Annotated in this window: 25 protein-coding genes and 1 tRNA gene; 17 read left to right on the top strand and 9 right to left on the bottom strand. The window is 58.1% G+C overall.

Annotation, left to right across the window (positions count from 1 at the left end):
* Positions 1-95 precede the first annotated feature (95 nt).
* The gene (locus AC1RME_RS16255; protein WP_096818088.1) at positions 96-614 is read right to left on the bottom strand and encodes a cell envelope protein SmpA; all 519 of its coding nucleotides are present in this window, start codon (positions 612-614) and stop codon (positions 96-98) included.
* Between the two features lie 319 nt (positions 615-933).
* Here AC1RME_RS16255 and mgtE point away from each other — a divergent pair, with 319 nt between their 5' ends.
* Complete coding sequence (gene mgtE / locus AC1RME_RS16250) at positions 934-2,376, top strand: magnesium transporter (protein ID WP_085730362.1); 1,443 nt, start codon at positions 934-936, stop codon at positions 2,374-2,376.
* A 114-nt stretch (positions 2,377-2,490) separates the two neighbouring features.
* On the opposite strand, the gene AC1RME_RS16245 is transcribed toward mgtE, so the two are convergent.
* Entirely contained in the window at positions 2,491-2,817 is a 327-nt protein-coding gene (locus AC1RME_RS16245) for an Arc family DNA-binding protein (RefSeq protein ID WP_003178899.1), read from the bottom strand.
* Positions 2,818-3,206: 389 nt separating this feature from the next.
* Between AC1RME_RS16245 and phnN the strand changes: the two genes are divergently transcribed.
* Positions 3,207-3,776: a phosphonate metabolism protein/1,5-bisphosphokinase (PRPP-forming) PhnN gene (gene phnN, locus AC1RME_RS16240; RefSeq protein WP_493091556.1), complete on the top strand. Its 570-nt coding sequence runs from the start codon at positions 3,207-3,209 to the stop codon at positions 3,774-3,776.
* On the opposite strand, the gene AC1RME_RS16235 is transcribed toward phnN, so the two are convergent.
* Both AC1RME_RS16235 and AC1RME_RS16230 read right to left on the bottom strand, forming a co-directional pair.
* The gene (locus AC1RME_RS16235; protein ID WP_096818082.1) at positions 3,751-3,930 is read right to left on the bottom strand and encodes a PA3371 family protein; all 180 of its coding nucleotides are present in this window, start codon (positions 3,928-3,930) and stop codon (positions 3,751-3,753) included. The genes phnN and AC1RME_RS16235 overlap by 26 nt on opposite strands.
* Positions 3,931-3,949: 19 nt before the next feature.
* Positions 3,950-4,180 (bottom strand): hypothetical protein, encoded by a 231-nt coding sequence (locus tag AC1RME_RS16230; RefSeq protein WP_096818080.1) that lies wholly within the window; start codon positions 4,178-4,180, stop codon positions 3,950-3,952.
* Positions 4,181-4,464: 284 nt separating this feature from the next.
* On the opposite strand from AC1RME_RS16230, the gene AC1RME_RS16225 reads away from it, so the two are divergent.
* Positions 4,465-4,541, top strand: a tRNA-Arg gene (locus AC1RME_RS16225).
* Between the two features lie 72 nt (positions 4,542-4,613).
* On the opposite strand, the gene AC1RME_RS16220 is transcribed toward AC1RME_RS16225, so the two are convergent.
* Entirely contained in the window at positions 4,614-5,993 is a 1,380-nt protein-coding gene (locus tag AC1RME_RS16220; protein ID WP_493091555.1) for a lysozyme inhibitor LprI family protein, read from the bottom strand.
* 222 nt (positions 5,994-6,215) lie between these two features.
* On the opposite strand from AC1RME_RS16220, the gene AC1RME_RS16215 reads away from it, so the two are divergent.
* The 4 genes from AC1RME_RS16215 to AC1RME_RS16200 all read left to right on the top strand — a co-directional run bounded on the left by AC1RME_RS16215 (position 6,216) and on the right by AC1RME_RS16200 (position 11,409).
* The gene (locus AC1RME_RS16215) at positions 6,216-7,820 is read left to right on the top strand and encodes a tetratricopeptide repeat-containing response regulator (RefSeq protein WP_192558748.1); all 1,605 of its coding nucleotides are present in this window, start codon (positions 6,216-6,218) and stop codon (positions 7,818-7,820) included.
* Positions 7,817-8,509 (top strand): sensor histidine kinase, encoded by a 693-nt coding sequence (locus tag AC1RME_RS16210; protein ID WP_096818078.1) that lies wholly within the window; start codon positions 7,817-7,819, stop codon positions 8,507-8,509. The genes AC1RME_RS16215 and AC1RME_RS16210 overlap by 4 nt, the downstream gene beginning before the upstream one ends.
* Before the next feature lie 219 nt (positions 8,510-8,728).
* Positions 8,729-9,970, top strand: coding sequence for a glutamine synthetase family protein (locus tag AC1RME_RS16205; RefSeq protein ID WP_493091597.1), 1,242 nt, complete (start codon positions 8,729-8,731; stop codon positions 9,968-9,970).
* 68 nt (positions 9,971-10,038) lie between these two features.
* Positions 10,039-11,409, top strand: a complete 1,371-nt coding sequence (locus tag AC1RME_RS16200) for an MFS transporter (protein ID WP_096818074.1) — start codon at positions 10,039-10,041, stop codon at positions 11,407-11,409.
* A gap of 75 nt (positions 11,410-11,484) precedes the next feature.
* Here AC1RME_RS16200 and AC1RME_RS16195 read toward each other — a convergent pair whose 3' ends face one another.
* From AC1RME_RS16195 to flgA, 4 genes are all read right to left on the bottom strand, one after another.
* Positions 11,485-12,231, bottom strand: coding sequence for a flagellar brake protein (locus tag AC1RME_RS16195; RefSeq protein WP_096818072.1), 747 nt, complete (start codon positions 12,229-12,231; stop codon positions 11,485-11,487).
* Between the two features lie 95 nt (positions 12,232-12,326).
* Positions 12,327-12,794 (bottom strand): flagella synthesis protein FlgN, encoded by a 468-nt coding sequence (locus AC1RME_RS16190; RefSeq protein ID WP_096818071.1) that lies wholly within the window; start codon positions 12,792-12,794, stop codon positions 12,327-12,329.
* 48 nt (positions 12,795-12,842) lie between these two features.
* A complete protein-coding gene (flgM, locus tag AC1RME_RS16185; RefSeq protein ID WP_096818069.1) occupies positions 12,843-13,169 on the bottom strand; it encodes a flagellar biosynthesis anti-sigma factor FlgM in 327 nt (108 codons plus the stop codon).
* A 194-nt stretch (positions 13,170-13,363) separates the two neighbouring features.
* Positions 13,364-14,125: a flagellar basal body P-ring formation chaperone FlgA gene (gene flgA, locus AC1RME_RS16180; RefSeq protein WP_096818067.1), complete on the bottom strand. Its 762-nt coding sequence runs from the start codon at positions 14,123-14,125 to the stop codon at positions 13,364-13,366.
* An 82-nt stretch (positions 14,126-14,207) separates the two neighbouring features.
* On the opposite strand from flgA, the gene AC1RME_RS16175 reads away from it, so the two are divergent.
* The 10 genes from AC1RME_RS16175 to AC1RME_RS16130 all read left to right on the top strand — a co-directional run bounded on the left by AC1RME_RS16175 (position 14,208) and on the right by AC1RME_RS16130 (position 24,529).
* Complete coding sequence (locus AC1RME_RS16175) at positions 14,208-15,140, top strand: chemotaxis protein CheV (protein WP_007960326.1); 933 nt, start codon at positions 14,208-14,210, stop codon at positions 15,138-15,140.
* A gap of 47 nt (positions 15,141-15,187) precedes the next feature.
* Positions 15,188-16,015 (top strand): protein-glutamate O-methyltransferase CheR, encoded by an 828-nt coding sequence (cheR, locus tag AC1RME_RS16170; protein ID WP_007960327.1) that lies wholly within the window; start codon positions 15,188-15,190, stop codon positions 16,013-16,015.
* Positions 16,016-16,257: 242 nt separating this feature from the next.
* Complete coding sequence (gene flgB, locus AC1RME_RS16165; RefSeq protein WP_007960328.1) at positions 16,258-16,665, top strand: flagellar basal body rod protein FlgB; 408 nt, start codon at positions 16,258-16,260, stop codon at positions 16,663-16,665.
* A gap of 3 nt (positions 16,666-16,668) precedes the next feature.
* Positions 16,669-17,112 (top strand): flagellar basal body rod protein FlgC, encoded by a 444-nt coding sequence (gene flgC / locus AC1RME_RS16160; RefSeq protein WP_007960329.1) that lies wholly within the window; start codon positions 16,669-16,671, stop codon positions 17,110-17,112.
* Between the two features lie 15 nt (positions 17,113-17,127).
* Positions 17,128-17,853 (top strand): flagellar hook assembly protein FlgD, encoded by a 726-nt coding sequence (flgD, locus tag AC1RME_RS16155; protein ID WP_096818065.1) that lies wholly within the window; start codon positions 17,128-17,130, stop codon positions 17,851-17,853.
* A gap of 30 nt (positions 17,854-17,883) precedes the next feature.
* Positions 17,884-19,200, top strand: coding sequence for a flagellar hook protein FlgE (gene flgE, locus AC1RME_RS16150; RefSeq protein ID WP_096818063.1), 1,317 nt, complete (start codon positions 17,884-17,886; stop codon positions 19,198-19,200).
* Between the two features lie 190 nt (positions 19,201-19,390).
* Positions 19,391-20,551: an efflux RND transporter periplasmic adaptor subunit gene (locus AC1RME_RS16145; protein ID WP_096818061.1), complete on the top strand. Its 1,161-nt coding sequence runs from the start codon at positions 19,391-19,393 to the stop codon at positions 20,549-20,551.
* Complete coding sequence (locus AC1RME_RS16140) at positions 20,548-22,566, top strand: MacB family efflux pump subunit (protein ID WP_493091554.1); 2,019 nt, start codon at positions 20,548-20,550, stop codon at positions 22,564-22,566. The genes AC1RME_RS16145 and AC1RME_RS16140 overlap by 4 nt, the downstream gene beginning before the upstream one ends.
* A 5-nt stretch (positions 22,567-22,571) precedes the next feature.
* Positions 22,572-23,948: an efflux transporter outer membrane subunit gene (locus AC1RME_RS16135; protein WP_217993296.1), complete on the top strand. Its 1,377-nt coding sequence runs from the start codon at positions 22,572-22,574 to the stop codon at positions 23,946-23,948.
* A 383-nt stretch (positions 23,949-24,331) separates the two neighbouring features.
* Positions 24,332-24,529: a hypothetical protein gene (locus AC1RME_RS16130; protein ID WP_096818055.1), complete on the top strand. Its 198-nt coding sequence runs from the start codon at positions 24,332-24,334 to the stop codon at positions 24,527-24,529.
* Positions 24,530-24,577 lie beyond the last annotated feature (48 nt).

The following is a 24,577-nucleotide window of genomic DNA, read 5'->3' as shown; positions in this document are numbered from 1 at the left end:
CACTCGTAGCTCAGCTGGATAGAGTACTCGGCTACGAACCGAGCGGTCACAGGTTCGAATCCTGTCGAGTGCACCATATACCAGAAAGCCCGCGTTTAACGCGGGCTTTTTGCTGTCCGGGATTTGGCTTTTCCCGTCACGCATCCTTTTTCATCAAAATCGACTTGAGCACTGCGACCTCGCTTGAGGTCGTAACGATAGCTCGTTGCCGAATTGCGAATGCTCACCTTGTCGGGTTTGCCCAGGGCGCTTTCAACGTCCTGTTGGCTCATGCCGGCGATGATTCGTTGATTGATGATTGCTTCGCGCTTCTGTCGCGCGTCGATCAGATCTCCGCATTTGTCCTGGGTGCGCCCTACGACGGCCATTTCGCGTTTTCTGATATTCATACCGGATATTTCTTCGTGCCGGGCTTCGGGCATCAGTGCCACCGTCGAGCCAGGCGAGTAGGGGCGTACCTCCTGAAGTGAAAGATGCTCATCGTTCGCGCAGCTCAGTGTCGTGAAGGTGAGGCTGCCGTCAGGGGCTTCGCAGCGATGAAGTGTCGTTGCGTTCCCTGTGGGTGGGAGGCAGAGCAGGGTGGTCAGCATGAATCGGGATGTTTTCGATGGCATTCGGCGTCCTCCATGACGTTCCTCCTCAAGCGTAGCCGGCAGTTTTTTCACCGTCGGTGTGTTTTCTTTTCAGGATGAGTCGTCGCAGTCTGAAGAGTCAGGACAGCGCTCAGGTTTGTCTCGCAAGCGCTTGTTTCAGCCTAGATTTTTAACGTTTAAAACCGTCAGGCGGTGTATCATTGCGCCCGTCAGCCCCGCCGGGGCTTATGGAAAACCTCCATGGACTTACCCAGTAGTTACTCAGTACCCCGTTTTACCAATCATGAATTGACTGATTGATCCTTCCGGCGTGCCCCGCTGCTGGGAGTGGAGTTCGCCTATGTCCGAAATCGAAGTAAAGAAAACACAGGAAAGCCTGCAGGATCGCCTGGCTCAGGTCGTTGAGCTGCTGCAGCGCCAACGGGTCGTCGAAGACCTGACTCACCGCCAGGAAGGCGCACATCATGACCGGGTCGAGAACCTGGTCCACCGGCAAAATCTCGTCGAGCTGCAACGCAAGCTCGATGATCTGCACTCCGCCGACGTTGCCTACATTCTTGAAGCCCTGCCGCTGGACGATCGTCTGACGCTCTGGCAGTTGGTCAAGGCTGATCGCGACGGCGACATTCTTCTCGAAGTATCCGACTCCGTCCGTGAAACGCTGATCGCCGACATGGACGATCACGAGCTCCTGGCTGCCGCCAAGGACATGGATGCCGACGAACTTGCTGATCTGGCCTCCGAGCTGCCGCGAGACGTCGTCCATGAGCTGATGGAGACCCTGGATCAGCAACAACGCGAGCGTGTGCGTTCGGCCCTTTCCTATGACGAGGAGCAGGTCGGTGCGCTGATGGACTTCGAGATGGTGACCATCCGTGAGGATGTCAGTCTTGAAGTGGTTCTGCGTTACCTGCGCCGCCTCAAAGAGCTGCCGGGCCATACCGACAAACTGTTCGTGGTCGATTACGACGGCGTGCTCAAGGGCGTGCTGCCGATCAAGCGTTTGCTGGTCAATGATCCGGAGAAGCAGGTTTCCGAAGTGATGGCCAGCGATCCGGTGAGTTTCCACCCGGACGAAGACGCCTATGACGCTGCTCAGGCGTTCGAACGTTACGACTTGATCTCGGCCCCGGTGGTCGACAAGAACGGCAAGCTGATCGGCCGTCTGACCATCGACGAAATGGTCGACCTGATTCGTGAGGAGAGCGAAAGCGAAGTCCTCAACATGGCGGGTCTGCGTGAAGAGGAAGACATTTTCGCGTCGGTCTGGAAATCCCTGCGCAACCGTTGGGCGTGGCTGGCGATCAACCTGATCACGGCATTCGTTGCGTCGCGGGTGATCGGCCTGTTCGAGGGCTCGATCGAGAAGCTGGTGGCGCTGGCGGCCCTGATGCCGATTGTGGCGGGCATTGGCGGCAACTCCGGCAACCAGACGATCACCATGATCGTTCGCGCCATGGCGCTCGATCAGGTCAGCACCGGCAACACGTCGCGCCTGATGCGCAAGGAGCTCGCCGTAGCCTTGATCAACGGCCTGGTCTGGGGTGGTGTGATCGGTGTGGTGGCTTACTTGCTCTATGGCAGCTGGTCGCTGGGCGTGGTGATGACCGCCGCCATGACGTTGAACCTGCTGCTGGCAGCGTTGATGGGGGTGTTGATCCCGATGACCCTGGCCAAGATGGGCCGCGATCCGGCGATGGGCGCCAGCGTGATGATCACGGCCATGACCGACAGTGGTGGCTTCTTCATCTTCCTGGGATTGGCGACGATATTCCTGCTCTGATTGTCCGTATCGAAACAGCCCGCCGATTGGCGGGCTTTTTTTCGTCCTTGAAAAGCCAGAATGGCGAGCAAAAAAAAGCCAGCATTCATGCTGGCTTGAGATGTTCGGTTTGACTCAGGATGCGTCTGCGGCCATTTCGGCGTCGTGGGCGATCAGAGAAACCAGCGCGTTCTGCTGGCGATGGGAGAGTTGACGGAAGCGTTGCAACAACTCGCGTTCGTGCAGCGAAAGCTCCGGGCTGTCGAGGCGCATGCTCAGCTCTTCGCCCAGTGCACCTTCCTGAATAAGACTCTGCTCAAGGCGCGCAATGATCTCGGAGTTCATGCTGCGATGATGATTGCGAGCCACCTCGGCAATGCGTTCACGCATTCCGTCTGGCAGACGTACGACGAACTTGTCAGCCGTACGGCTGGAATAAATTGCCTGTTTCAATGGGCGCATATATTTAACCGGTTAGTTCAGGGGAGCGGTTCTCGGGATTGGCCGCAGGATGAGTCGTAGGACAAGCATCCGCGCCAAATGGTTCAACCTGAATTGTTAAGAGGCTCGCATCATGCCTCAAAATTGCCAGATCATTGGCGTCAATTCTGTGACAAATATTGATCCGGGTAAAGGCGTAATGCCAGCACCAATTATCAGAAATGCGGACTGGTTTGAAAAGAATGCGTCGGCCCGTATCGCTGACCGCGTCCTGAAGCGCACGAACAGATGCCCGAAGACGTCAGACCGTGCATGCTATGCGGCTAGAATCCTTGTTCCTTACCTTGTACAGGATAGTGGCAAATGGCCGATTTACTAGGGGCAAATGCCCGCCGGAGGGCGTTTTCAGGATGGATGGCAGGCTGATTTATCTCATGGGGCCATCCGGTTCCGGCAAGGACAGTCTGATCGAGGCTGCGCGTGAGCCATTACATGCGTTGAACTGCGAAGTGATGCGGCGGGTGATCACGCGTTCGGCTGAATCGGTGGGCGAGGATGCGATCGGTGTGACGCCGCAAGAGTTCGAACAGCGTCAGCGCGCCGGGGATTTTTCTCTCGCGTGGCAAGCCAACGGCCTCTCTTACGGAATTCCGGTGGAAATGGACCAATGGTTGAAAGCCGGGAAGCATGTGCTGGTCAACGGCTCTCGGGCGAACCTTCGACAAGCGCTGGAAGGCTACCCGACATTGGTGCCAGTGTTGCTGACCGTTCGCGATGATGTGTTGCGTGAGCGCTTGCTCAGGCGTGGCCGGGAGACGTCTGAACAGATCGATGCCAGGCTCGCTCGCAATGCGCTGTTCAAGGAAAGGCGTTCAACTGACATGACTGTGCATCTGATCGACAACTCGGGCGACCTGGCCGATGCCGTTGGTCATCTGCTGGATCTGGTCAGGCTCAACGCAGTACCGGATCAAACTTGATCTTGCGCCCGGCAACCAGGGCCAGCGTAAACAGCACAGCGAAAACGCCGCAGCCAATCAGGGGCAAAGAGATTTCCGTCTCTTCGAACAGCGAGAAATGCAAAACACCGCTCAAGAAAGCGAGGATCAACAACCCCAGGGCGGATTTGGACATGCTGTACTCCGAAAATGATTCAAAACACCAGGCGTTCGGACATCGGTGTCGTCTGTGCCTGATCTGACTCGCTGACATCTTGCGCAACAACGCTGTGCTGATCGCTCAGCACCGCCCACTGTGGCGCCTTCTGTACTTGCAGGTAATGCGGCATGCGCTGGGCTACTGCCTCACTGTGCTGGGGAACGAATTGAAACCCCACCAGAACCATCAGGGCGATTGCGTTGGCGAGCAAGAGGACGCGGTTCATGAGGCGGTTCTCCAGTTGTTCTTTTATAAGAATGACTGAAGCAGCCGTCGTGCCACTAGTCTAACCGCTGCCAAGTCCTTTAAAAACAAGCATTTAGCAGGGTTTTTAGCAGGGCGTGGATTGCATTCTGCAATGATGGCTTTTTGGAGGGGTGCAAATTGCACGATAAAACGTCCGACTGCATTGCAGGGCGCCTGCCTACACTTAAAAAGCCCTGCGGACGACATGACAAATCAGGGCTTGGCCGTTAACATGCACGCCGTCTGTTGCACCGACAGTCCTGTGTCTCAGTAGCTCAATTGGATAGAGCATCCCCCTCCTAAGGGGAAGGTTGGCAGTTCGAACCTGCCCTGGGACACCACATATTCAAAAGCCCCGCGCAGAGTGATCTGGCGGGGCTTTTTTGTGGCTCTCGGCGGCGCAGAATCAACTGCTAGAAAAGCTCGGCTCCGCGAGTACTGATCTCGGAACTGACCTGCGTCACATGTCGACGTCCTTTGACCGAGTAACTCTGCTCCGGATCCGTCGACCCAGGCTTGCGCAACATCAACTTTGCATACAGCCCGTCTTTATCGCCGTAACGCCCATACCAATTGATCAATCTTGCGATGTAGCACTCTTTGCCGATGATCACCGGCATATCGGTCACAGGTTCGTCTACGTAGTAGCCGGCACCATAGCTGTAGTAGGTATCGTCGCCTTCTCCCGATGCAGGAATGGGGCAGAGAGGGCCTTTATGCTCGCTCGGCTGCTGTGGTTTGCCAGCGTTCGATTTGGTCAACGCTTGGCTGAGCGTCTTTTGCAAACCTGGTTGAAGCTTGTAGGCGGTATTGTCGTTCTCGCGGTTTTGGTTGTGGGGCACGGTCAGTTGGTAGTCGTACCGAACCGTAATTGTTGGTATCTGACGATTGATCTTCAGGGGATTGATCAAGTACAGCTCATCAACACCGTATGAGCCATTGCGGAAGGCGAGATACGTTCTCCCGTGAGACTTGATCCAGCTTGCCCATTGTTCGGCTCCGCGTTCACTAACGGAAAACAACGAGCTGCCAGCGCCTGATTCAGGATCATAAGGCGTCAATCGGCGAGTAAACCGCTCTCCATCACGGCGAAAGGTTTCATAGAACGTGAACAGGCCGGTGCCGCCGGTGTAGGTTGCAATGAGTAAGTCGCGTTGACCGTCACCGTCCAGATCCACAAGTGTGTAACTGGCCCGACCTTGCTCTGCATCTGCTTCGAGTCCTGATGCGGTCAGCGCCTTCCATTCATCCTGTGTGACACCCTTGGGAATGGTTTTGGGAAACAGTGTGTGATCCTCGGACGGGTCATCATTTGGATCGCCATCGAATGAGGTTTGACCCTTGCTGATCGTGAGAGAACCCAGCGCCCGTTCCAGGGCGAACTCCGGTTTGACCTTGGTCGCGGCGCGAATGCGTTGTTGCAGATCTTGCATGACCTGTTTGTCGGTGTCGTCAGGTTGATAGGCGACGGCGTCGATCCACTGCGCATGCAATCCTTCTATGCGATGTGAATAGCTCCGATTCAGGCAATCCACATCTTCGCCGCACGCTTCCCTTGTCTTCAGCCACTCGCGCTGGGCAGTCTTGATCCCGGCCTGTCCCGGCGCAATAGCCCTGATTAACCGCCCATAAATCGAGGCCATCTGCGCATCCAGCTCATACAGAGGCTTGTTCGCACAAATGGTGGTTTCCACAACACTCGCAGCCTTTGTGCAGTCCATTCCGCTCGCCTGTGCCTGCTGGAAAAACAGCAGTGCACAGGCCGACACGATGTAGCGTCCTTTGATGTACACGATGAAAACCTTGAAGTAGGAGGGTGAGAGCAGGTGCGCAGGGTAATCGCTGTACAACGAATCTTGAAGCCCCGCTTCAAGAGAACCGTTGATCCGGCCGATAACCCATTCGGTGACTTCAGAGTCGCACGAAATCGCTTGATAGCATTTGGCCGGCAGCTATCATCTGCGCGCCTGAAATTTGCCCTCGGTCCATCCTCTTCAATTGCCTGGAAATCCTCGATGCTGTCGTATCACCAAAAGAGTTTTCTGATCGTCGATGATTTCTCGGATTTCCGCAGTTCCGTACGCTCGATGTTGCGCGAGCTGGGCGTCAAGGACGTGGACACCGCCGACACCGGTGAGCAGGCGCTGAAAATGTGCGCGCAGAAGTCCTATCACTTCATCCTCCAGGACTTCCACCTCGGTGACGGCAAGAAAAACGGTCAGCAGGTGCTGGAAGACCTGATGGTGGACAAGCTGATCAGTCACGAAGCGGTGTTTGTGATGGTCACCGCCGAGACCAGTCAGGCGATGGTGCTCAGTGCCCTGGAGCACGAGCCGGATGCGTACCTGACCAAGCCGTTCAACCGCATCGGCCTGGCCCAGCGCCTGGAGCGTCTGGAGCAGCGCAAGACCCTGCTCAAGCCGATTCTGCAAGCCCTCGACCGTGGCAAACCGGTCGAAGTGCTCAACGCCTGCATCGCCCTGTGCAAACAGGACATCCGCTATTCGCCGCTGTGCCTGCGTTACCGCGCCGATGCCTTGCGCGACATGAATCAGAACGAAGCACTCGAGCGGCTGTATGACAGCATCATCGCCGACCGACCGCTGCCATGGGCATTTGCCGGTCTGGGCAAGTTGCTGTTCAAGCGCGGTCAGATTGCCCAGGCCAAAGGCGTGTATGAAAAAGCCCTGAAGGTGTTCCCGATGATGCCGGCGCTGTACGACGGCATGGCGGATGTCCTAGTGGCTGAAGGCGACACCAAGGGCGCGCAACAGGTGCTGGAAGAGGCGATCCGTCTGTCGCCGCTGGCGGTACGTCGCCAGGCACTGCTCGGCAAACTGGCGATGGCCAACGAGGATTTCGACACGGCGTCGCGGGCCTACCGTCAGGCCGTGTCCCAAGGCGCGCAGTCGCGCTTCAAGGACCCGGAGAGCAATCTGGGCCTGGCCCATGCGCTGATCAGCAAGGGCAGCGAGAAAGGCCTCGATACCCGCACGCGACTGGAGATCAACACCACCCTCAGCGCCGTGGCCAAGGAGAACCCGACCGACCCGGGCCTGCAGATTCGTGCGCGTCTGATGAAGGCCACCAGTCTGCTGCTCAACGACGCCGAAACTGCCGAGAAACTCACCGAACAAGCGCTGATGCGTCTCGACGGCATGGAGCAGTTCATGAGCCCCGAAGCCGCGCTGCTGGTCGCCAAGCAATTGCAGATGCTCGGCCAGGCCGAGGCGGGCACGTCGATGCTCAAGAGCTGCGCGGAAATCTACGGCGATGACCCGACGGTGATGAAAGACATCGCCAAGCTCACCGACGACCCGACTATTCTCAGCTCCAGCAATGCCGCCGCCGACCTCAACCGTCAGGGCGTGCGCGTGTACAAGACCGGCAACCTGGTGGAGGCCCGCGAGGTGTTCCGCAAGGCGCTGAAGATGCAACCGAAGAACATCAGTATTGCGCTGAACATGGCGCAGTCGCTGCTGCACGGCACCGACACCAGTGTGCCGTCGGCGGAGCTGGAAGAATGTCGGGCCTGCCTGAAACTGGTGGGCATGATGCCCGACACCGACGCGCGTTATCCGCGTTATCAGAAGCTGAAAAGCAAGGCGTTTGGCGAATGAACCAAGACGAGCAGGCACTGGATTTTTCCACGGTGATTGCCTCCACCGTGCACGACATGAAGAACTCTCTGGCCATGTTGATGCAGGCCCACAGCCAATGGCTGGCGCGTCTGCCCGAGGCTCAGCGCAAGGTGCCGGAGCAGGGCGTGATCGACTTCGAGTTCGCTCACCTCAACGGCATGCTGGTGCAGTTGCTCGGGCTGTACAAGCTCGGGGTCAACCAGATGCCGTTGCAGCCGGCCTACCACGAGCTGGACGATTTCATCGAGGCGCAACTGGCGGCTCATCAAGAGGTTTTCGCCAGTCGTGGAATCATCGCCACATACGAAGTCGACCCGCTCAGCCCCCTGGGTTTCTTCGACCGGGAACTGATCGCCTCGGTGCTCGGCAACTGCATCAACAACGCGATCCGTTACGCCCGTGAATCGCTGCTGATCACTGTCAGCGACGAGGCCGGGCAGCTGGTTCTGAGCATCAATGACGATGGCCCCGGTTACCCGGTCGAGATGCTCGAGCGCCAGGCCGATTATGTGCAGGGCATCAATCACAGCAGCGGCAGTACCGGCCTCGGTCTGTACTTCGCCGGGCGCATTGCGGCACTGCATCAGCGCAACGGTGTCGGCGGCCGGACCGAGATTCGCAATGGCGGGCCACTGGGCGGCGGCGTGTTCAGTATTTACCTGCCCTGAATCACGGATTCATCGACTCGAAGTCTTTTTGTTGGCCGCTGCTTGATATTCCGAACAGCTGAAGCCTATTTTGTCCGGGTCGCCGTTCGCGGCTCGCACAATAACAAGGATTGCGTCATGACAACCGATGGCCAGCGTTCACTCGCGCAGCGATTGACGGGCATTGATGAGATTGAATGTGTCACGCCGGATTTGAACGGCGTACCACGAGGCAAGGTAATGACCGCCGAGGGTTTCCTCGAAGGGCGGCGTTTGCAGATGGCCCGGGGGGTGCTGCTGCAATGCATCATGGGGGGCTATCCCGCTGCGCGGTTCTACGGCAGCGATGATGGCGACCTGGCGCTGGTGGCCGACCCTGCGCAAATCCATCCTCTACCGTGGAGCCAGGAGCCGCGCGCGCTGGCCATCTGTGATGCCGACGAACTGACCGGCGAAAGCTCCAACCTGTCGACCCGTGGCCAGCTCAAGAAAGTCATTGGTCGCTACGCAGCTCTCGGCCTGGCGCCGGTGGTGGCGACTGAACTCGAATTCTTTGTGTTCGCTCCGAACACTGACCCGACCCAACCGTTCCAGCCGCCAGTCGGTCTCGACGGTCGTCGCGAGGACGGTCACTCGGCCTTCAGTGTCAGCTCCAACAACGGTCTGCGACCGTTCTTCAGTGAAGTCTACAAATGCATGGCGGCCCTGGGCCTGCCGCGCGATACCTTCATGCACGAAATGGGCGTCAGCCAGTTCGAGATCAACCTGCTGCACGGTGATCCGCTGTTGCTGGCCGATCAGACCTTCCTGTTCAAGCACTTGCTCAAGGAAGTCGCGCTCAAGCATGGCCTGACCGTGGTCTGCATGGCCAAGCCGCTGGCGCACACGCCGGGCAGTTCGATGCACATTCACCAGAGCATCGTCGAAATCGGCAGCGGCAAGAATGTGTTCAGCGATGAGAACGGTCAGCCGACCGCGATGTTCCGCCATTTCATCGGCGGGCAGCAGGCAGGCATGGCTGACTTCACCGCGCTGTTTGCACCGAACGTCAATTCCTACCAGCGTCTGTGCCATCCGTTTGCGTCGCCGAACAATGCTTGCTGGTCTCACGACAACCGCGCTGCGGGCTTGCGGATTCCGGCCAGTTCGCCGGTCGCCCGTCGGGTCGAGAACCGTTTGCCGGGCGCCGATGCCAACCCTTACCTGGCGATTGCCGCGAGTCTGGCGGCCGGTCTGCACGGTATCGAACATGAGCTGGAACCGAGCGCGCCGATCCAGGGTGAATTCGAAGTGCCGGACAATCTTTCGCTGCCGTGCACGATGCACGCTGCACTTGAGCGTCTGAAACGCAGCCAGTTGGCCAAGGAACTGTTCGGCAAGGAGTTCATCGAAGGCTACATCGCTTCGAAAACCATGGAGTTGACCAGTTTCTTTGATGAAATCACTCCCTGGGAACGGCGTGTTCTAGCTGCCCAGGCCTGACGAACTGTCGCCATCGGGCTATCGTTTGATAGCCCGATACTCACCGCAAGGAGCCGCTCGGAACGCCGATGCGCCAAATCTGGAAATCCTTTCGAGCGCTGTATTTCGCCTCGCTGATGATGTTGATCGGCTCGGGCCTTCTTTCTACTTATCTGGCTTTGCGTCTGGCGGCCGACCATGTCGACGGACTGTGGGTCGGTGCGTTGATGGCGGCCAACTATTTCGGTCTGGTGCTGGGCGGCAAGATCGGTCACCGGTTGATTGCCCGGGTCGGGCATATCCGTGCTTACTCGGCGTGTGCCGGTATCGTCGGCGCGGCGGTGCTCGGTCATGGTCTGGTGGACTGGTTGCCGGCCTGGCTGGTGCTGCGGACCATCGTCGGCCTCGGCATGATGTGCCAGTACATGGTGATCGAGAGCTGGCTGAACGAACAGGCTGACGCCAACCAGCGCGGCGTGGTGTTCAGCGGCTACATGATCGCCTCGTACCTGGGGCTGGTACTCGGTCAGCTGATTCTGGTCATGCACCCGGGGCTGGGCCTGGAACTGCTGATGCTGGTCGCCCTGTGTTTTGCCCTGTGTCTGGTGCCGGTGGCACTGACCCGACGGATTCACCCGGCGCCGCTGCATCCGGCACCGATGGAACCTCGCTTCTTCATCAAGCGCGTACCGCAGTCGTTGAGTACGGTACTCGGTGCCGGTTTGATCATCGGTTCGTTCTACGGTCTGGCGCCGCTCTATGCGTCGCAGCAGGGGTTGTCCACCGAACAGGTCGGTCTGTTCATGGGTACCTGCATTTTTGCCGGGCTGCTGGTGCAGTGGCCGTTGGGCTGGCTCTCGGACCGCTATGACCGGGCCTTGCTGATCCGTTGCTTTGCCGGGTTTCTGGCCGTAGCCGCGTTGCCGCTGGCGATCCTGCCGCAGGTGCCTCTGGAGGTCTTGTTCGGCGTCGGTTTCCTGTGCTCGCTGGTGCAGTTCTGCCTGTACCCGCTGGCCGTGGCGTTCTCCAACGACCATGTCGAAGGGGATCGGCGGGTCTCGCTGACGGCGATGCTATTGGTGACCTACGGGGTCGGCGCCAGCATCGGGCCGTTGTTGGCCGGTGTGTTGATGAAAATGTTCGGTAGCCAGAGCCTGTATGCGTTCTTCAGCTTCTTCGCGCTGGTGCTGGTGTGGCGCATCCGGCCGAAAGCCGTGACCAATCTGCACCAGGTCGACGACGCACCGCTGCATCACGTGGCGATGCCGGACAGCATGTCCAGTTCGCCGCTGGTGGCCGCGCTCGATCCGCGGGTCGATGAGCAAGTGGTGCAGGAGCAGATGCAGAATAACGTCGCGCCTGAACCGGCACCTGAGTCCGCACCTGAATCTGAGTCACCTGTGGAGCCTGAGACCGGCAACGACAATCCTGCGCCGGACATCAGCGGCGCCAGGCCTTGATTCTGAAAAAACACCAGGCATAAAAAAACGGGCAGTCACCGCAAGGGACTGCCCGTTTTTCATGGTGCGTACGAATCAGAGATCGTCTTTGTCGAAACGCCGTGCTTCACGTTGCAGCTGATAGACGAAACGTTCGACGTTACGCGCCGCCGGGCCGCTGATGTTGTGAAAACGCAGGCCGGCGAAGGTGATGTTGAGTTTTTCTTCGAAGTGCAGGTAGCGCAGCTCGACCGATGTTGGCTGATTGCCGAACAGCGGCGGGGCGATCAGGCGATCGTAGACCTGGCCCAGTTGCAGGCGGTCGGTGATATCACCTTCAAAACGCAGCTTGCAGCCGGTGGCGGAAATATCCAGCAACTTGCCACCGATCGGCGACTTGAGCTTTTCGCCACCCAGTTCGACGCTGACCAGATCGGTCAGCTTCAGCGCTGCGCGGAAGGCATTGCGGCGCTGGTGATAGACCACTTCGGTGGGCATCTCGCCAATGTAAAAGCGGTCACCGTCGGATTCCTTGATATCCAGCGTGCCGTTGCATTCCCAGGCAATGCGTACGCCTTCATGGAAACCTTCGACCTTGAACGGCTCGCCCGCCAGCAGGAAGCGTTCGCCATCGCGCGGGATCATTTCATCCAGGGCAATCGTGGCGGTATCCCGGTCAACCTTGATCAGGTAGCTCTGGAAGCGCTGGCTGCGTTCGTGAAAGGTGATGATCAGCGGATCGTGGCTCTCTTGCAGCTGGCGCAGGTTGCTGGAGATTTCCAGAGGCGTGGTGAGCACCTTTGGTGGCTGCGGAGAATCATCCGCGCTGAGGACGTTGGACACGTTAAATCAATCTCCAGACAAAATTTGACTACGGCTGGCCAGTATTTTGCCAGCATGTTTCGCGCGTTGATAGGGCGCAAGCATAGAAGAACGCATCACGCCTGACTGAGCGCGCGGGGTTTCTGCAGTTTGGAGAAGGTGCCACTGGCGTCATAGAGCGCGGGTGGCTCGCCGCCGGTGAGGATTTTCAGCTGATTGGCCGTGGCGGCCTGCTGAATCACGATCGACTGGCCATTTTTGGCATTGGTCGCCTGGCACTGGGCGATCAGATCGGTCAGAACGTCGCTCTGGGTCAGCAACTGCTCGCCGATGCTCGACTGGCTGGCCAGTTGTTCCAGGCCTTGACGGTCGAGCGACAGATTGAGGCTGGCGAGGATTTCGCTGCGTTTGCGGCCATGCTGCTCAAGCAGAATGATCAATGCCTGTTTGCGCGCCAGAATTTCTTCCAGCAGCGGCATGTCGCGACCGTGCAAGGCGAGGGACTCGGATTGCAGTAACTCCAGCAATTGTTGAGCTGGAGCAAAGTCGTCGGTGATCAGTTGCAATAAAGTAGTGTCGTGCATGGCTGGCCTTGGGTTTTAAGCGTCCAAAAGCCTGGCGCTGACCGAGGCCTAGCGCTGGGCTTCGAAGTTGAGCAGTTTGCTGGCTACACGGTTGCTGTCGACTTTATAGCTGCCATCGGCAATCGCTGCTTTCAACTCGGCCACGCGGGCTTTGTCGACGGCAGGCTGATCGCGCAGCTTGTCAGTGACCTTCTGCAACTGTTGAGCCTCATTGCTGAGGTGTACCGATTCCCCGCTTTTTGCGGTACTGGCCTGTTCGGCCGGGGTATTCAGCGTCGCGGAAGTACCGGTTTCGGCGGTTTCCTTAGGCGTGCTGGTACGTGTACTGCCCGTAAGTGACGAGGAGCTGTTCAAACGGCTGAAATCGATGACCATGTTAAAAACCTCTGGGAATTTGGACGCTTGCCATGTTCTCGGCCATCCCCTGGAAAACTTTAGGCTCTTTTACCAATGAGCCTGCATGCGCCGCACAGATCCTGCTGCGGCACAGTTTAGGGAACAGCTCAGGTTGGCGCCAGTTTTCTGCGCGATCCCTCACGAGGCTTTCCTGTCATTGCTCCAATCGTTGCTCACATTGCCACTTCCACTTGGCCCGGCGCCATGACCTGCGCCTTGATGACCCGTTGGGAATTGAGGTTTTTCACTCGAATCTGTTCTTTCAGGCCACCGTTGGACAGGGCCTCGCCCGGCATGCGCACGGAGAGCGTGCCGCTGCGGGCGGTAATCACCACTTGATCGCCTTTGCGAACGACTTCCGCCTGTTCCAGATGCACCAGGGTAATTACTTGGTCGGCGACCGTTGGTCGGGTTAATTTTTGCCCGATCGCCTCATCCACCGACGTCAGGAAGCCCTGGTTGATCAGGCTCACATCATGCTCGCGCAGGGTCACGTCCTGAGGCTCGATGATGCCGGCGCGCTTGAGCGGGCGAGTGGTGGTCACGACCGGGCGAAACAGGCGGACTTGAGCGGGTACGAACACGGTCCAGGGGGAGGCGCCTTCGCAGCGAACCTTGACGGTTACGCGCCCCAAAGGACGTGCCGGGCTCTCCAGCGACGCTGTCAATTCCTTGTCGCACATAGGCATGTGCATGCGCGGATCGAGCTGCTTGACCTCGATTTCATAACGCCCTTCCGTTTGACTGGTAGCCAGATAGTCTTCTACGGTGAATTCAAGAAAGCCCTGAGTGACGCCGATAAGCATGTCAGGCAAGGTAACCGCATCAGCAATGGCAGGGCTGCCCGCGAAAAACAGGCAAGCGGCAGACACCGCGCAAAGTCCTCTGCGAAGGGGGGATGTCAGGCGTCGGAAAAATGTCGTTTGAATGTTCATAAGAGTTAAAAAGCAAGCGCCGTGCCGTTTAGCAATGAATGTGCGTCGCAACAACACTTGGCGTTGGTGTAGGAGTCTGGGCATGGCTGGTGTAATGGATTCGGTGAACCAGCGCACGCAACTGGTGGGGCAGAATCGCCTGGAGCTGTTGTTGTTCCGTCTCGACGGCCAGCAACTCTACGGGATCAACGTGTTCAAGGTTCGGGAAGTGCTGCAGTGCCCGCAACTGACGCTGATGCCCAAGTCCAGTCCTGTCGTGTGCGGGGTGGCGAATATCCGGGGGGCGACCATTCCGATCCTTGATCTGGCAATGGCAACCGGCTCCGGGGCGTTGAAAGACAAGAACAGTCCGTTCGTGATCATCACGGAATACAACACCAAGACCCAGGGTTTCCTGGTGCGCTCGGTGGAACGTATCGTCAACATGAACTGGGAAGAGATCCATCCGCCACCCAAGGGGACCGGTCGTGATCATTACCTGACCGCTGTGACTCGGGTGGACAATCAGTTAGTCGAAATCATCGACGTCGAGAAGGTGCTGGCGGAAGTCGCACCGACACCGGAAGCGATTTCGGTCGGCGTGGTGGATGTCGAGACTCAGAGCAAGGCGCTGTCTCTGCGGGTGCTGACGGTCGATGACTCGTCGGTGGCGCGCAAGCAGGTGACGCGTTGCCTGCAGACGGTTGGCGTTGAAGTGGTGGCGCTGAACGACGGCAAGCAGGCGCTGGATTACCTGCGCAAGCTGGTCGATGAGGGCAAGAAGCCGGAAGAAGAGTTCCTGATGATGATCTCCGACATCGAAATGCCGGAGATGGACGGGTACACCCTGACGGCCGAAATCCGCAGCGACCCTCGCATGCAAAAGCTTCATATCATCCTGCATACTTCGTTGTCGGGTGTGTTCAACCAGGCGATGGTCAAGAAGGTCGGTGCCGATGACTTCCTGGCCAAATTCCGTCCTGATGACCTGGCATCCCGGGTAGTCGACCGGATCAAAGCAGCAGATATCAGCTAGGGACTTTTCGTCCCTGGCGATCAACACGATTTAAGAGGCGGCATCATTTGTCTACGGGTAATTTGGATTTCGAACAGTTCCGGGTCTTCCTGGAAAAAGCCTGTGGCATTTTGCTCGGTGAAAACAAGCAGTACCTGGTCTCGAGCCGTCTCAACAAACTGATGGAGCAGCAAGGCATCAAGTCCCTGGGTGAGCTGGTACAGCGCATCCAGACCCAGCCGCGCAGCGGTTTGCGCGAGCAGGTGGTCGATGCCATGACGACCAACGAAACCCTGTGGTTTCGCGACACCTATCCGTTTGAAGTCTTGAAGAACAAGGTGCTGCCCGAAGCGATCAAGGCTGCTCCCAACCAGCGTCTGCGGATCTGGTCGGCGGCGTGCTCGTCGGGTCAGGAACCCTATTCGCTGTCGATGTCGATCGACGAGTTCGAACGGACCAACATCGGTCAGTTGAAAATGGGCGTACAGATCGTTGCCACGGATCTGTCCGGCAGCATGCTGACCAACTGCAAGACCGGCGAGTACGACAGCCTGGCGATCGGTCGCGGCTTGTCCGCCGATCGTCTGCAGCGCTACTTCGACCCGAAAGGGCCGGGGCGCTGGGTGATCAAGGCGCCGATCAAGAACCGGGTGGAGTTCCGCTCGTTCAACTTGCTCGACAGCTACGCAAGCCTTGGCAAGTTCGACATCGTGTTCTGCCGCAACGTGCTGATCTACTTCTCCGCCGAGGTGAAGAAAGACATCCTGTTGCGTATCCACAGCACGCTGAAGCCGGGCGGTTATCTGTTCCTCGGCGCTTCCGAAGCGCTGAACGGTTTGCCGGACCATTACCAGATGGTCCAGTGCAGCCCGGGGATCATTTACCAGGCGAAGTGATTGGCACCGGCAACACAAAAAAACGGGAGTCCTCAGGGGCTCCCGTTTTTTTATGCCTGGCCGTTTTTGCAGGGACGGCAAGCGGCAGAAAAGCGGCATCCGGCGGAAACCCGTTGCCGCTTTTCTGGCATTGCCGTATTGCCGATCACCTGCAAAGCCCCGGAATCCGGGGCTTTTTAAAACTGGCACGACGCTTGCTATAACCCAGTTACGAAAAACCCGGTCACCTGAAGGTTCCCGACATGAGCATCAGCTTCGATAAAGCGCTCGGAATTCACGAAAAAGCCCTGGGCTTCCGCGCCCAGCGTGCCGAAGTCCTGGCCAACAACATCGCCAACGCCGACACCCCGAACTACAAGGCTCGGGATCTGGAGTTCTCCAAAGTGCTCGAGGCACAGAGCCAGAAGAATGCCAACGGCACTATCGCCCTGAACATGACCAACAGCCGTCACATCGAAGCTGAAGGTCTGGGCAATGGCGACGAGTCGCTGATGTATCGCACGCCGATGCAGCCGTCGATCGACCAGAACACCGTTGATGCCCAGCTGGAACAGTCGAACTACGCGGAAAACGCCGTCGGCTTCCAGGCCAGCTTCACGCTGCTCAACAGCAAATTCAAAGGGCTGGTTTCAGCCCTGCGCGGAGAGTAATCCATGTCCCTGTCCAGCGTTTTCAACATTGCCGGCAGCGGCATGAGCGCACAGACCACGCGTTTGAACACCGTGGCTTCGAACATCGCCAACGCCGAAACCGTCTCGTCGAGCATCGACCAGACCTATCGCGCCCGTCACCCGGTGTTCGCCACCATGTTCCAGGGCGGCCAGAGCGGCGGCAGCAACTCGCTGTTCCAGAACCAGGACGCGGCCGGCCAGGGCGTGCAGGTCATGGGCGTGGTCGAAGACCAGAGCAACCTCGAAGCGCGCTACGAGCCGAACCATCCGGCCGCCGACGCCAAGGGCTACGTCTACTACCCGAACGTCAACGTGGTGGAAGAAATGGCTGACATGATTTCCGCGAGCCGTTCGTTCCAGACCAACGCCGAAATGATGAACACGGCCAAAACCATGATGCAGAAGGTACTGACCCTCGGTCAGTAATAAGGGGCGACTGCCATGAGTGTTTCCGATACCACCAGCAGCCTGAGCATGAAGGACATCCTGGCGAACTCGTCGAAAAAGACCAGTTCGACAACCGATGGCATTGCTTCGGCCACTAACAGTTCCACCGGCGGCCAGGCCCTGGGCAAGGACGCGTTCCTGCAATTGCTGGTAACCCAGCTGAAAAACCAGAACCCGCTCGACCCGCAGGACAACAGCGCATTCGTTGCCCAGTTGGCGCAGTTCAGCAGCCTCGAGGGTATTACTACCCTCAACAGCACCGTGAGTTCGCTGGCCGGCAATTACAACTCGTCGCAAGCCCTGCAGGCTTCTTCGCTGGTCGGTCGCAACGTGATCGTGCAGACCAACTCGGTCCAGCTCGACGATCCGAGCAAAGGCATGACCGGTTCGGTCACCGTTCCGTCGTCGATTGCCGGCGGCACCGTCAGTATCACCGACAGCAGCGGCACGATTGTTCGCACCCTCGATCTGGGCAGTCGCGCCGCAGGCGCCGCGAGCTTCACCTGGGACGGCAAGGACAAGGACGGCAATCTGGTCAAGACCGGTACCTATACCGTCAAGGCCAACGCATCGATCAACGGCACCGCGACCGATATGGCGACCTACCTGCCGGCCACCGTCACCAGCGTGACGATCAGCCAGACCGGCGGCGAGCTGATGCTCAACCTGTCCGGCAAGGGCACCGTTGCCCTGTCCAAAGTACAAACCATTGGTATATAGAGCCGACTAACCGGCACAAAGGAGTGGAATATGTCTTTCAATATCGGCCTTAGCGGTCTCTATGCAGCCAACAAGCAACTGGACGTGACCGGCAACAACATCGCCAACGTCGCGACCGCCGGTTTCAAATCGTCCCGCGCAGAATTCGAAGACGTCTACTCGGCGACTCGCCTGGGTAGCGGCAGCAAGGTCATCGGCAACGGCGTGCGCCTGGCCAACGTTTCCCAGCAGTTCACCCAGGGTGACATCAACAACACCGGTAACGTGCTGGACATGGGCATCAACGGCTCCGGTTTCTTCACCATGAGCAACAACGGCTCGATTTCCTATACCCGTGCCGGTACGTTCAAGGTCGACGACAAGGGTTTCATCACCAACACCGACTACACCTCGCGCCTGCAAGGTTATGGTGTGGATGCCAACGGCAAGGTCATCAACGGCGTACTGACCGACCTGAAGATCGACACCTCGAACCTGGCGCCGAAGTCCACTTCGCTGGTGACTTCGACCATCAACCTGAACTCGACCGCTCCGGTGATCGACGACACGGTTCCAGCCGGCAAATTCGACCCGACCAACCTGGCGACCTACACCAAGTCGTTCAGCACCCCGATCTATGACAGCCAGGGCAACATGCACCCGATGGATCAGTACGTGGTGAAAACCGGTGCCAACACCTGGAAGGTCTACACCCTGGTCGACGGTCGCAACCCGGACGCTACCGGCAGTGATCCGAAAACCACCGCCCCGGTGCCTTCGACCATGACCTTCGACTCTGCTGGCAAGCTGACTCAGGTCAGCACTCTGCCTGGTCCGGTGATCAGCAGTGACCTGAAGATCACCGGTTGGGTACCAGGCAATGTCGTCAACGGCACCTTCAAGCCTAACGGTGCAGCAGCAAACCCGGCCGGCATCACCATTTCGATGGCCAGTACCACTCAGTACAACGCCGACACCGCGCGCTCGATCCCGACTCAGGACGGCTATGCCACTGGCCAGATCACTAACCTGACCATCGACGGCACCGGTACTTTGTTTGCCAACTTCAGCAACAACCAGAACAAGGCCATCGGCCAGGTTGCGCTGGCCAGCTTCACCAACGAACAAGGCCTGCAAGCGATCGGCGGCACCAGCTGGAAGGAAACCTTCGCGTCGGGCATTCCGGGTTATGACGCTCCGGAAACCGGCACTCTGGGCTCCATCCAGTCCAACTCGCTGGAAGAGTCCAACGTTAACCTGACCAACGAACTGGTAGACCTGATCAAGGGCCAGAGCAACTATCAGGCGAACGCCAAGACCATCTCCACCCAGAGCACCATCATGCAGACCATCATTCAGATGACCTGATATCGATGCTTTGTAAAAAGCTGTAACGGAAAGCCCCTCTTTGAGGGGCTTTCTTGTTTAATGCGCGCGCCGGGGCCACTCGTCCGCTGCATTCGCATTTGCGCGCGTGTATTCACACGCCTGCTCACGCTATACCCGGGCGCCAATGAGCGGTTCGCCCAACCACTGACAGGGATGTAACGACTACTTCATGGTTTTTTTCTCTCGCTCCCGAATCGTGTTCGGGACGCTGCCCGTTGTTGCCTTGTTGGTCTGGTTTGTATGGGGCCAAGGCTGGGGCACCCCTCCAAAGAAATTCCTGACAGCGACCGTCACCGTTGAAGATCTTGAAGAGACCGTATTGGCCAGTGGTACGGTCAAGCCCTTCCAGCAAGTCAGCGTCGGCGCGCAGGTCAATGGGCAACTCCAGAGTCTGAAAGCCGGGTTGGGTGATACGGTTCGCCAGGGTCAGCTGTTGGCTGAAATCGACCCGTTGCTGCCACAGAATGAATTGCTCAAATCCCGGGCTGCGTTGCTCAGTGTCCGCGCGCAATACAAAGCCCGGCAGGCGATGATTCGCCAGTACGAACTTGATTTTCGTCGCAAGCAAAGCCTGGTTGCCAGTGAAGCCGGATCGCGGGCCGATCTGGAAATTGCCGAGGCGCAGCTGCAAAGTTCGCGCGCCGAGCTGGCATCCCTGGCTGCGCAGATTTCCCAGGCGGAGATAGAAATCAGGATCGCCGAAGTCAACCTCGGATATACGCGGATCAGTGCGCCGATGGACGGCGAGGTCATTGCCGTGGTGACCAGACAGGGCCAGACCGTCGTTTCCGCACAGAGTGTCCCGACATTACTGATACTTGCCCGTCTGGACCGGATGACGGTCGAAGCGCGAATTTCGGAAGCTGACGTGGTTCGGGTCAAGGCGGGCCAGGCCGTGTCCTTCAATATTCTGGGTGATCCGGACCGGCGTTTTACCAGCCATATACGGGCGGTAGAGCCTGCGCCCGAGTCCATTGCCCGGCAGGATCAAATGCAGGGTGGCGGTGGCTCGACTGCCGGCGGCGCCGATGCAGCGGTGTACTACAACGCGCTGTTTGACGTACCCAATGACGATCGTTCGTTGCGCACCTCGATGACGGCGCAGGTCAGCGTTCTGCTCGACTCGGTGCGCAAAGCCACAACGGTCTCGGTGGCTGCGCTGGGCAAGCGTGCCGCTGACGGTCGCTACGAAGTTCGCCGACTGGTGGATGGTCAGCCGCAGACGGTGCTGGTGACAACCGGGTTGCGAAATGACCTGAGCGTTCAGGTGCTGGACGGGCTCAAGGAAAATGACGAAGTCGTTCTCGGCGAAGAGCCGGAGCCTCGATGAGCAGCGCCAGTAATCTTCATGGCTGGACGCCAGATCCCGTGAAAGACGAGCTGCCGGTCACGCCGTTGTTGGCTCTTGAAGGCGTGCAGCGTTGGTTCGCCGAGGGTGAGGCACGGACTCATGTGCTGCGCGACGTGAACCTGACCATCGCCGCCGGTGAAATGGTAGCGATCGTCGGGCCGTCGGGCTCTGGAAAATCCAGTCTGATGAATATCCTCGGATGCCTGGATCGTCCCTCTGCTGGCCGCTACAGCATCAACGGTGCGGACATGGCCGAAATGAGTAGCGATGAGCTGGCGACGCTGCGTCGTGAGCATTTCGGATTCATTTTTCAGCGCTTTCATTTGCTGTCGCATCTGAGTGCGGAGGCCAACGTGCAGGTGCCGGCCATTTACGCCGATCAGCCGTTTACCGAGCATCGGCAAAAGGCCAGGGGGCTGCTGCAACGTCTCGGTCTGGGTCAGCGCATGCTGCATCGGCCAGCGCAACTCTCCGGTGGGCAGCAGCAACGGGTCAGCATTGCTCGTGCGCTGATCAATGGCGGTGCGGTTGTTCTGGCCGACGAGCCCACCGGCTCGCTGGACTCGCGCAGTGGCGAGGAGGTGATGGCGATCCTGCGTGAACTGCATCGCAGCGGTCACACGATCATTATCGTGACCCATGACTCGCAGGTGGCGCAGTACGCAGACCGCATCATCGAGATACATGATGGCGAAATCGTCGGTGATCGTTTGAATGCCGACCGCAAGGTGCTTGCGGCGCCGGTCACCGAGCCAGGCGACATCCCGCAAACTCAGGAGCGTGACGCGACGGCGGTGCATTGGCGCCGCTTCAGCGAGGCCTTCAAGATGGCCTGGATCTCTCTGCGCAGCCATCGCATGCGCACATTGCTGACCATGCTCGGGATCGTCATCGGTATTGCCTCGGTGGTTTCGGTGGTAGCGCTGGGGCAGGGCGCACAGACCCGGGTGCTGCGTGATATCAGTGCGATGGGCACCCATACCATCGATGTTTATCCCGGCAAGGATTGGGGGGATGAGCAGGCAGCTTCAATCCGGACATTGCAGCCCGTGGACTTGCGGATCATCCAGGCGCAGTCCTGGGTAGACAGTGTTTCTGCGATGGTCAATGGCAGCCGGACGATTCGTTACCGCAATCTGCATGTCAGTGCCACGGTCAATGGTGTCAGCCAGGATTACTTTCAGGTGATGGGCATCCGCGTGACCCAGGGCGCGATGTTCAATGCAGGCGATGTGATGCGCCGCGCTCAGACACTGATCATTGACCACAACACTCGACAACGGCTGTTCAAGGACTGGGAGCAACCGCTGGGCAAAGTCATCCTGGTTGGTGGCCTGCCTTGTACGGTGGTGGGGGTCATGGAAAGTCGCGATGACGGTTTTTCAGGGCCGAGCCTGCAAGTCTATTTGCCTTATACGACGGTAATGGGGCGCTTGTTGGGGCAGAGCCATTTCAATTCGATCAAGGTTCGGCTCAAGGAGCAGGTTGCCAGTCCCGCGGCAGAACAAGCACTTCAAACATTGTTGGTGGCACGTCATGGGCGCGCGGATTTTTTCCTCAGTTCCAGCGACAGCATCCTGAAAATCGTACAGAAAACCACGGACACCCTGACGCTGCTGATCTCTGCCGTGGCGTTCATTTCGCTTTTGGTCGGTGGTATCGGGGTGATGAATATCATGCTGGTATCGGTCACCGAGCGTACCCGGGAGATTGGCATCCGCATGGCCGTCGGCGCGCGGCGCGCGGACATTCTGGAGCAGTTTTTGATCGAGGCTGTGCTGGTCTGTCTGCTAGGGGGCTTGTTGGGCGTCCTGCTTTCGTTGTTGATCAGCCAGGTGTTCGGCTACTTCGTGCAGGCAATCGTTATGGAGTTCACGGCTCTGGCCATGATTTCAGCGTGTTTGTGTTCGCTGCTGGTCGGCGTGTTGTTCGGTTATATCCCGGCGCGCAATGCCGCCCGGCTTGATCCCATTCAGGCGTTGTCCCGAGAATGAAGTACATGAAGCGCAAGTGGATCTGGGCATTGCAGTTGCCTTTGTTGTTGGGTGGTTGCAGCGCCCTGCTGCACAGCGAATACCGTCAACCGGAAGTGAAGACGCCGGCCTTCTGGTTTGGTGACGCATCCCGTGAGCGCTCATTGAGTGTGCGGGAGCGATGGTGGGAAACGTTTGATGATCCACGTCTGAACGCCTTGGTTGACGACGCTCTGGCGCGCAATAACGATCTTGCAGTGGCTGCGCTCAGAGTGCGTCGGGCAGCGCTTCAGGCAGGACTCACCGGGACCAATATCACGCCCGATCTGGACGTGGGGGCGGGGGCGGACTGGAGTAGGAATCTACATCGAGACAATTCAGGCCAGCGTCGATTTTCCACGAACTCGTCGGTGCGTTACGAGGTCGATTTGTGGGGGCGGCTGGCGAGTACGCGCGATGCCGCGCAGTGGGCGCTGTTGGCGACCGATTTTGACCGGCGTGCCAGTGCGCTGAGTCTGGTGGGTACGACAGCGCGCCTTTATTGGCAGATCGGCCTGTTCAACGAACTGGCCCGGTCTGCGCGGGAAAGTATCCGGTACGCCGAGCAGACGTTACAACTGGTGCAGTCTCAACGTCTGGCGGGTGCGGCGACGGGCCTTGAAGAGGCACAGGCTGAGCAGGTGTTGGCCACGCAGCGTGCTGTATTGAGCGACTATCTGCAGCAACTTGAAGTGGCGCGCAACGCACTGGCCATTGTCTTCGATCAGGCACCCGAGCATCGGTTTGCAGAACTTGTGCAATTACCTTCGATGGCATTGGCGAGTGTGCCGGCAGGCTTGCCGGCTGATCTGGTTGATCGACGCCCGGATCTGCAGGCGGCTGAATGGCGATTACGCCAGGCGCTGTCGAACTATGACGCAACGCGTGCCAGTTTCTATCCTTCGTTCACACTGACTGGCGGTCTGGCGACGGGTGGTAGTCGGGAGTTAAGCCAAGTGCTCAATAACCCTGTCGGTCTATTGGGCGTTGGTATCAGTCTGCCGTTTGTGCAATGGAATGTTCGCAAGTACACAGTGGGTATATCGGCGGTGGACTATGAGGCGGCGATAATCGATTTTCGCCAGAGCCTATATATCGCGCTGGCGGAAGTTGAAGATGCGCTGTCGGCGCAAGTGCAGTTTGCTGATCAGGGGGGACGGCGAGAGCAGGCTCTGGTCGCCGCAATGAAAGCCGAAGGGTTGGCCGAAATTCGTTATCGCAGCGGGCAAACGGGTATCAAGGAGTGGCTGGATCTGCAAGAGAGCCGTCGTGCCGCGCAAATTTCGCTGGCGCAGAATCGCTTCGACCGACTGCAGGCGCAAATGGGACTGTACCTGGCGCTGGGCGGAGGCTTCGCGCGTTAATTTATTGCGCAGACAAACGTTAACTTGTTGGAGCGTTGTTTTTAATTAAGGAAGATTGTGTCGCGTGTCTGGTTTTAGTTAGCGTATATTTTTGATTTGGGTCAATGGTTTATATGCAATTAAGGTTGTAGGTTTTTGCGTGTTTGTTGATTTTTTTTGAGTTTATTTAATTAATAAATAATTTCGGTTGTGGGAGTTTTCTTTATTGTTTTTAGTTTTTTCGCAATGTAAGGTGCGCGCTCTTTCGTCAGGGTCTTGATGAAAAGATGGGTGTTCGGTTGCAACACTCTTACTGCTGTCTCTGGTTGTGTCGGCAAGATGATGAACTATGAAGTTATTGCGCTGACGGCCGTTTGAGACGTTTATTTGAAATGGAGATCGTTATGTCGCTGCGTATTGGTTTTGGTCTGACTTTGGCCGCAAGTTTGCTGTTGGGTGCAGTCGTTGTTCAAGCTGCTCCGGCTTCCTGGTGGCTTTATGAGTCGGCTTCGACCGGCCGTACTATGTGCAGCAACGTTCCGCAAGCCAGTGGCTGGGTTCGTGTTGCCGGTCCTTTCAACAACGGCGGCTGCCGTCGGTAAGCACCGATAGGGAGGCTCCTTCTGTGAAGGGGCCTTTTTTGTATCTGC

Source organism: Pseudomonas sp. GW822-FHT03F08, from assembly GCF_058801265.1.
This window is presented reverse-complemented; position numbering and strand designations above follow the sequence as displayed.

Bases quoted from the DNA above. Each gene is read 5' to 3' on its own strand.
- AC1RME_RS16130 (WP_096818055.1), top strand. From the start codon at position 24,332: ATGTCGCTGCGTATTGGTTTTGGTCTGACTTTGGCCGCAAGTTTGCTG.
- AC1RME_RS16200 (WP_096818074.1), top strand. From the start codon at position 10,039: ATGCGCCAAATCTGGAAATCCTTTCGAGCGCTGTATTTCGCCTCGCTG.
- AC1RME_RS16210 (WP_096818078.1), top strand. From the start codon at position 7,817: ATGAACCAAGACGAGCAGGCACTGGATTTTTCCACGGTGATTGCCTCC.
- flgA (WP_096818067.1), bottom strand. From the start codon at position 14,125: ATGAACATTCAAACGACATTTTTCCGACGCCTGACATCCCCCCTTCGC.
- AC1RME_RS16175 (WP_007960326.1), top strand. From the start codon at position 14,208: ATGGCTGGTGTAATGGATTCGGTGAACCAGCGCACGCAACTGGTGGGG.
- AC1RME_RS16215 (WP_192558748.1), top strand. From the start codon at position 6,216: ATGCTGTCGTATCACCAAAAGAGTTTTCTGATCGTCGATGATTTCTCG.
- phnN (WP_493091556.1), top strand. From the start codon at position 3,207: ATGGATGGCAGGCTGATTTATCTCATGGGGCCATCCGGTTCCGGCAAG.
- AC1RME_RS16230 (WP_096818080.1), bottom strand. From the start codon at position 4,180: ATGAACCGCGTCCTCTTGCTCGCCAACGCAATCGCCCTGATGGTTCTG.
- flgD (WP_096818065.1), top strand. From the start codon at position 17,128: ATGAGTGTTTCCGATACCACCAGCAGCCTGAGCATGAAGGACATCCTG.
- flgM (WP_096818069.1), bottom strand. From the start codon at position 13,169: ATGGTCATCGATTTCAGCCGTTTGAACAGCTCCTCGTCACTTACGGGC.
- AC1RME_RS16235 (WP_096818082.1), bottom strand. From the start codon at position 3,930: ATGTCCAAATCCGCCCTGGGGTTGTTGATCCTCGCTTTCTTGAGCGGT.
- AC1RME_RS16190 (WP_096818071.1), bottom strand. From the start codon at position 12,794: ATGCACGACACTACTTTATTGCAACTGATCACCGACGACTTTGCTCCA.
- flgE (WP_096818063.1), top strand. From the start codon at position 17,884: ATGTCTTTCAATATCGGCCTTAGCGGTCTCTATGCAGCCAACAAGCAA.
- AC1RME_RS16135 (WP_217993296.1), top strand. From the start codon at position 22,572: ATGAAGCGCAAGTGGATCTGGGCATTGCAGTTGCCTTTGTTGTTGGGT.
- AC1RME_RS16140 (WP_493091554.1), top strand. From the start codon at position 20,548: ATGAGCAGCGCCAGTAATCTTCATGGCTGGACGCCAGATCCCGTGAAA.
- AC1RME_RS16255 (WP_096818088.1), bottom strand. From the start codon at position 614: ATGCCATCGAAAACATCCCGATTCATGCTGACCACCCTGCTCTGCCTC.
- flgB (WP_007960328.1), top strand. From the start codon at position 16,258: ATGAGCATCAGCTTCGATAAAGCGCTCGGAATTCACGAAAAAGCCCTG.
- AC1RME_RS16205 (WP_493091597.1), top strand. From the start codon at position 8,729: ATGACCGCCGAGGGTTTCCTCGAAGGGCGGCGTTTGCAGATGGCCCGG.
- mgtE (WP_085730362.1), top strand. From the start codon at position 934: ATGTCCGAAATCGAAGTAAAGAAAACACAGGAAAGCCTGCAGGATCGC.
- AC1RME_RS16145 (WP_096818061.1), top strand. From the start codon at position 19,391: ATGGTTTTTTTCTCTCGCTCCCGAATCGTGTTCGGGACGCTGCCCGTT.
- flgC (WP_007960329.1), top strand. From the start codon at position 16,669: ATGTCCCTGTCCAGCGTTTTCAACATTGCCGGCAGCGGCATGAGCGCA.
- AC1RME_RS16245 (WP_003178899.1), bottom strand. From the start codon at position 2,817: ATGCGCCCATTGAAACAGGCAATTTATTCCAGCCGTACGGCTGACAAG.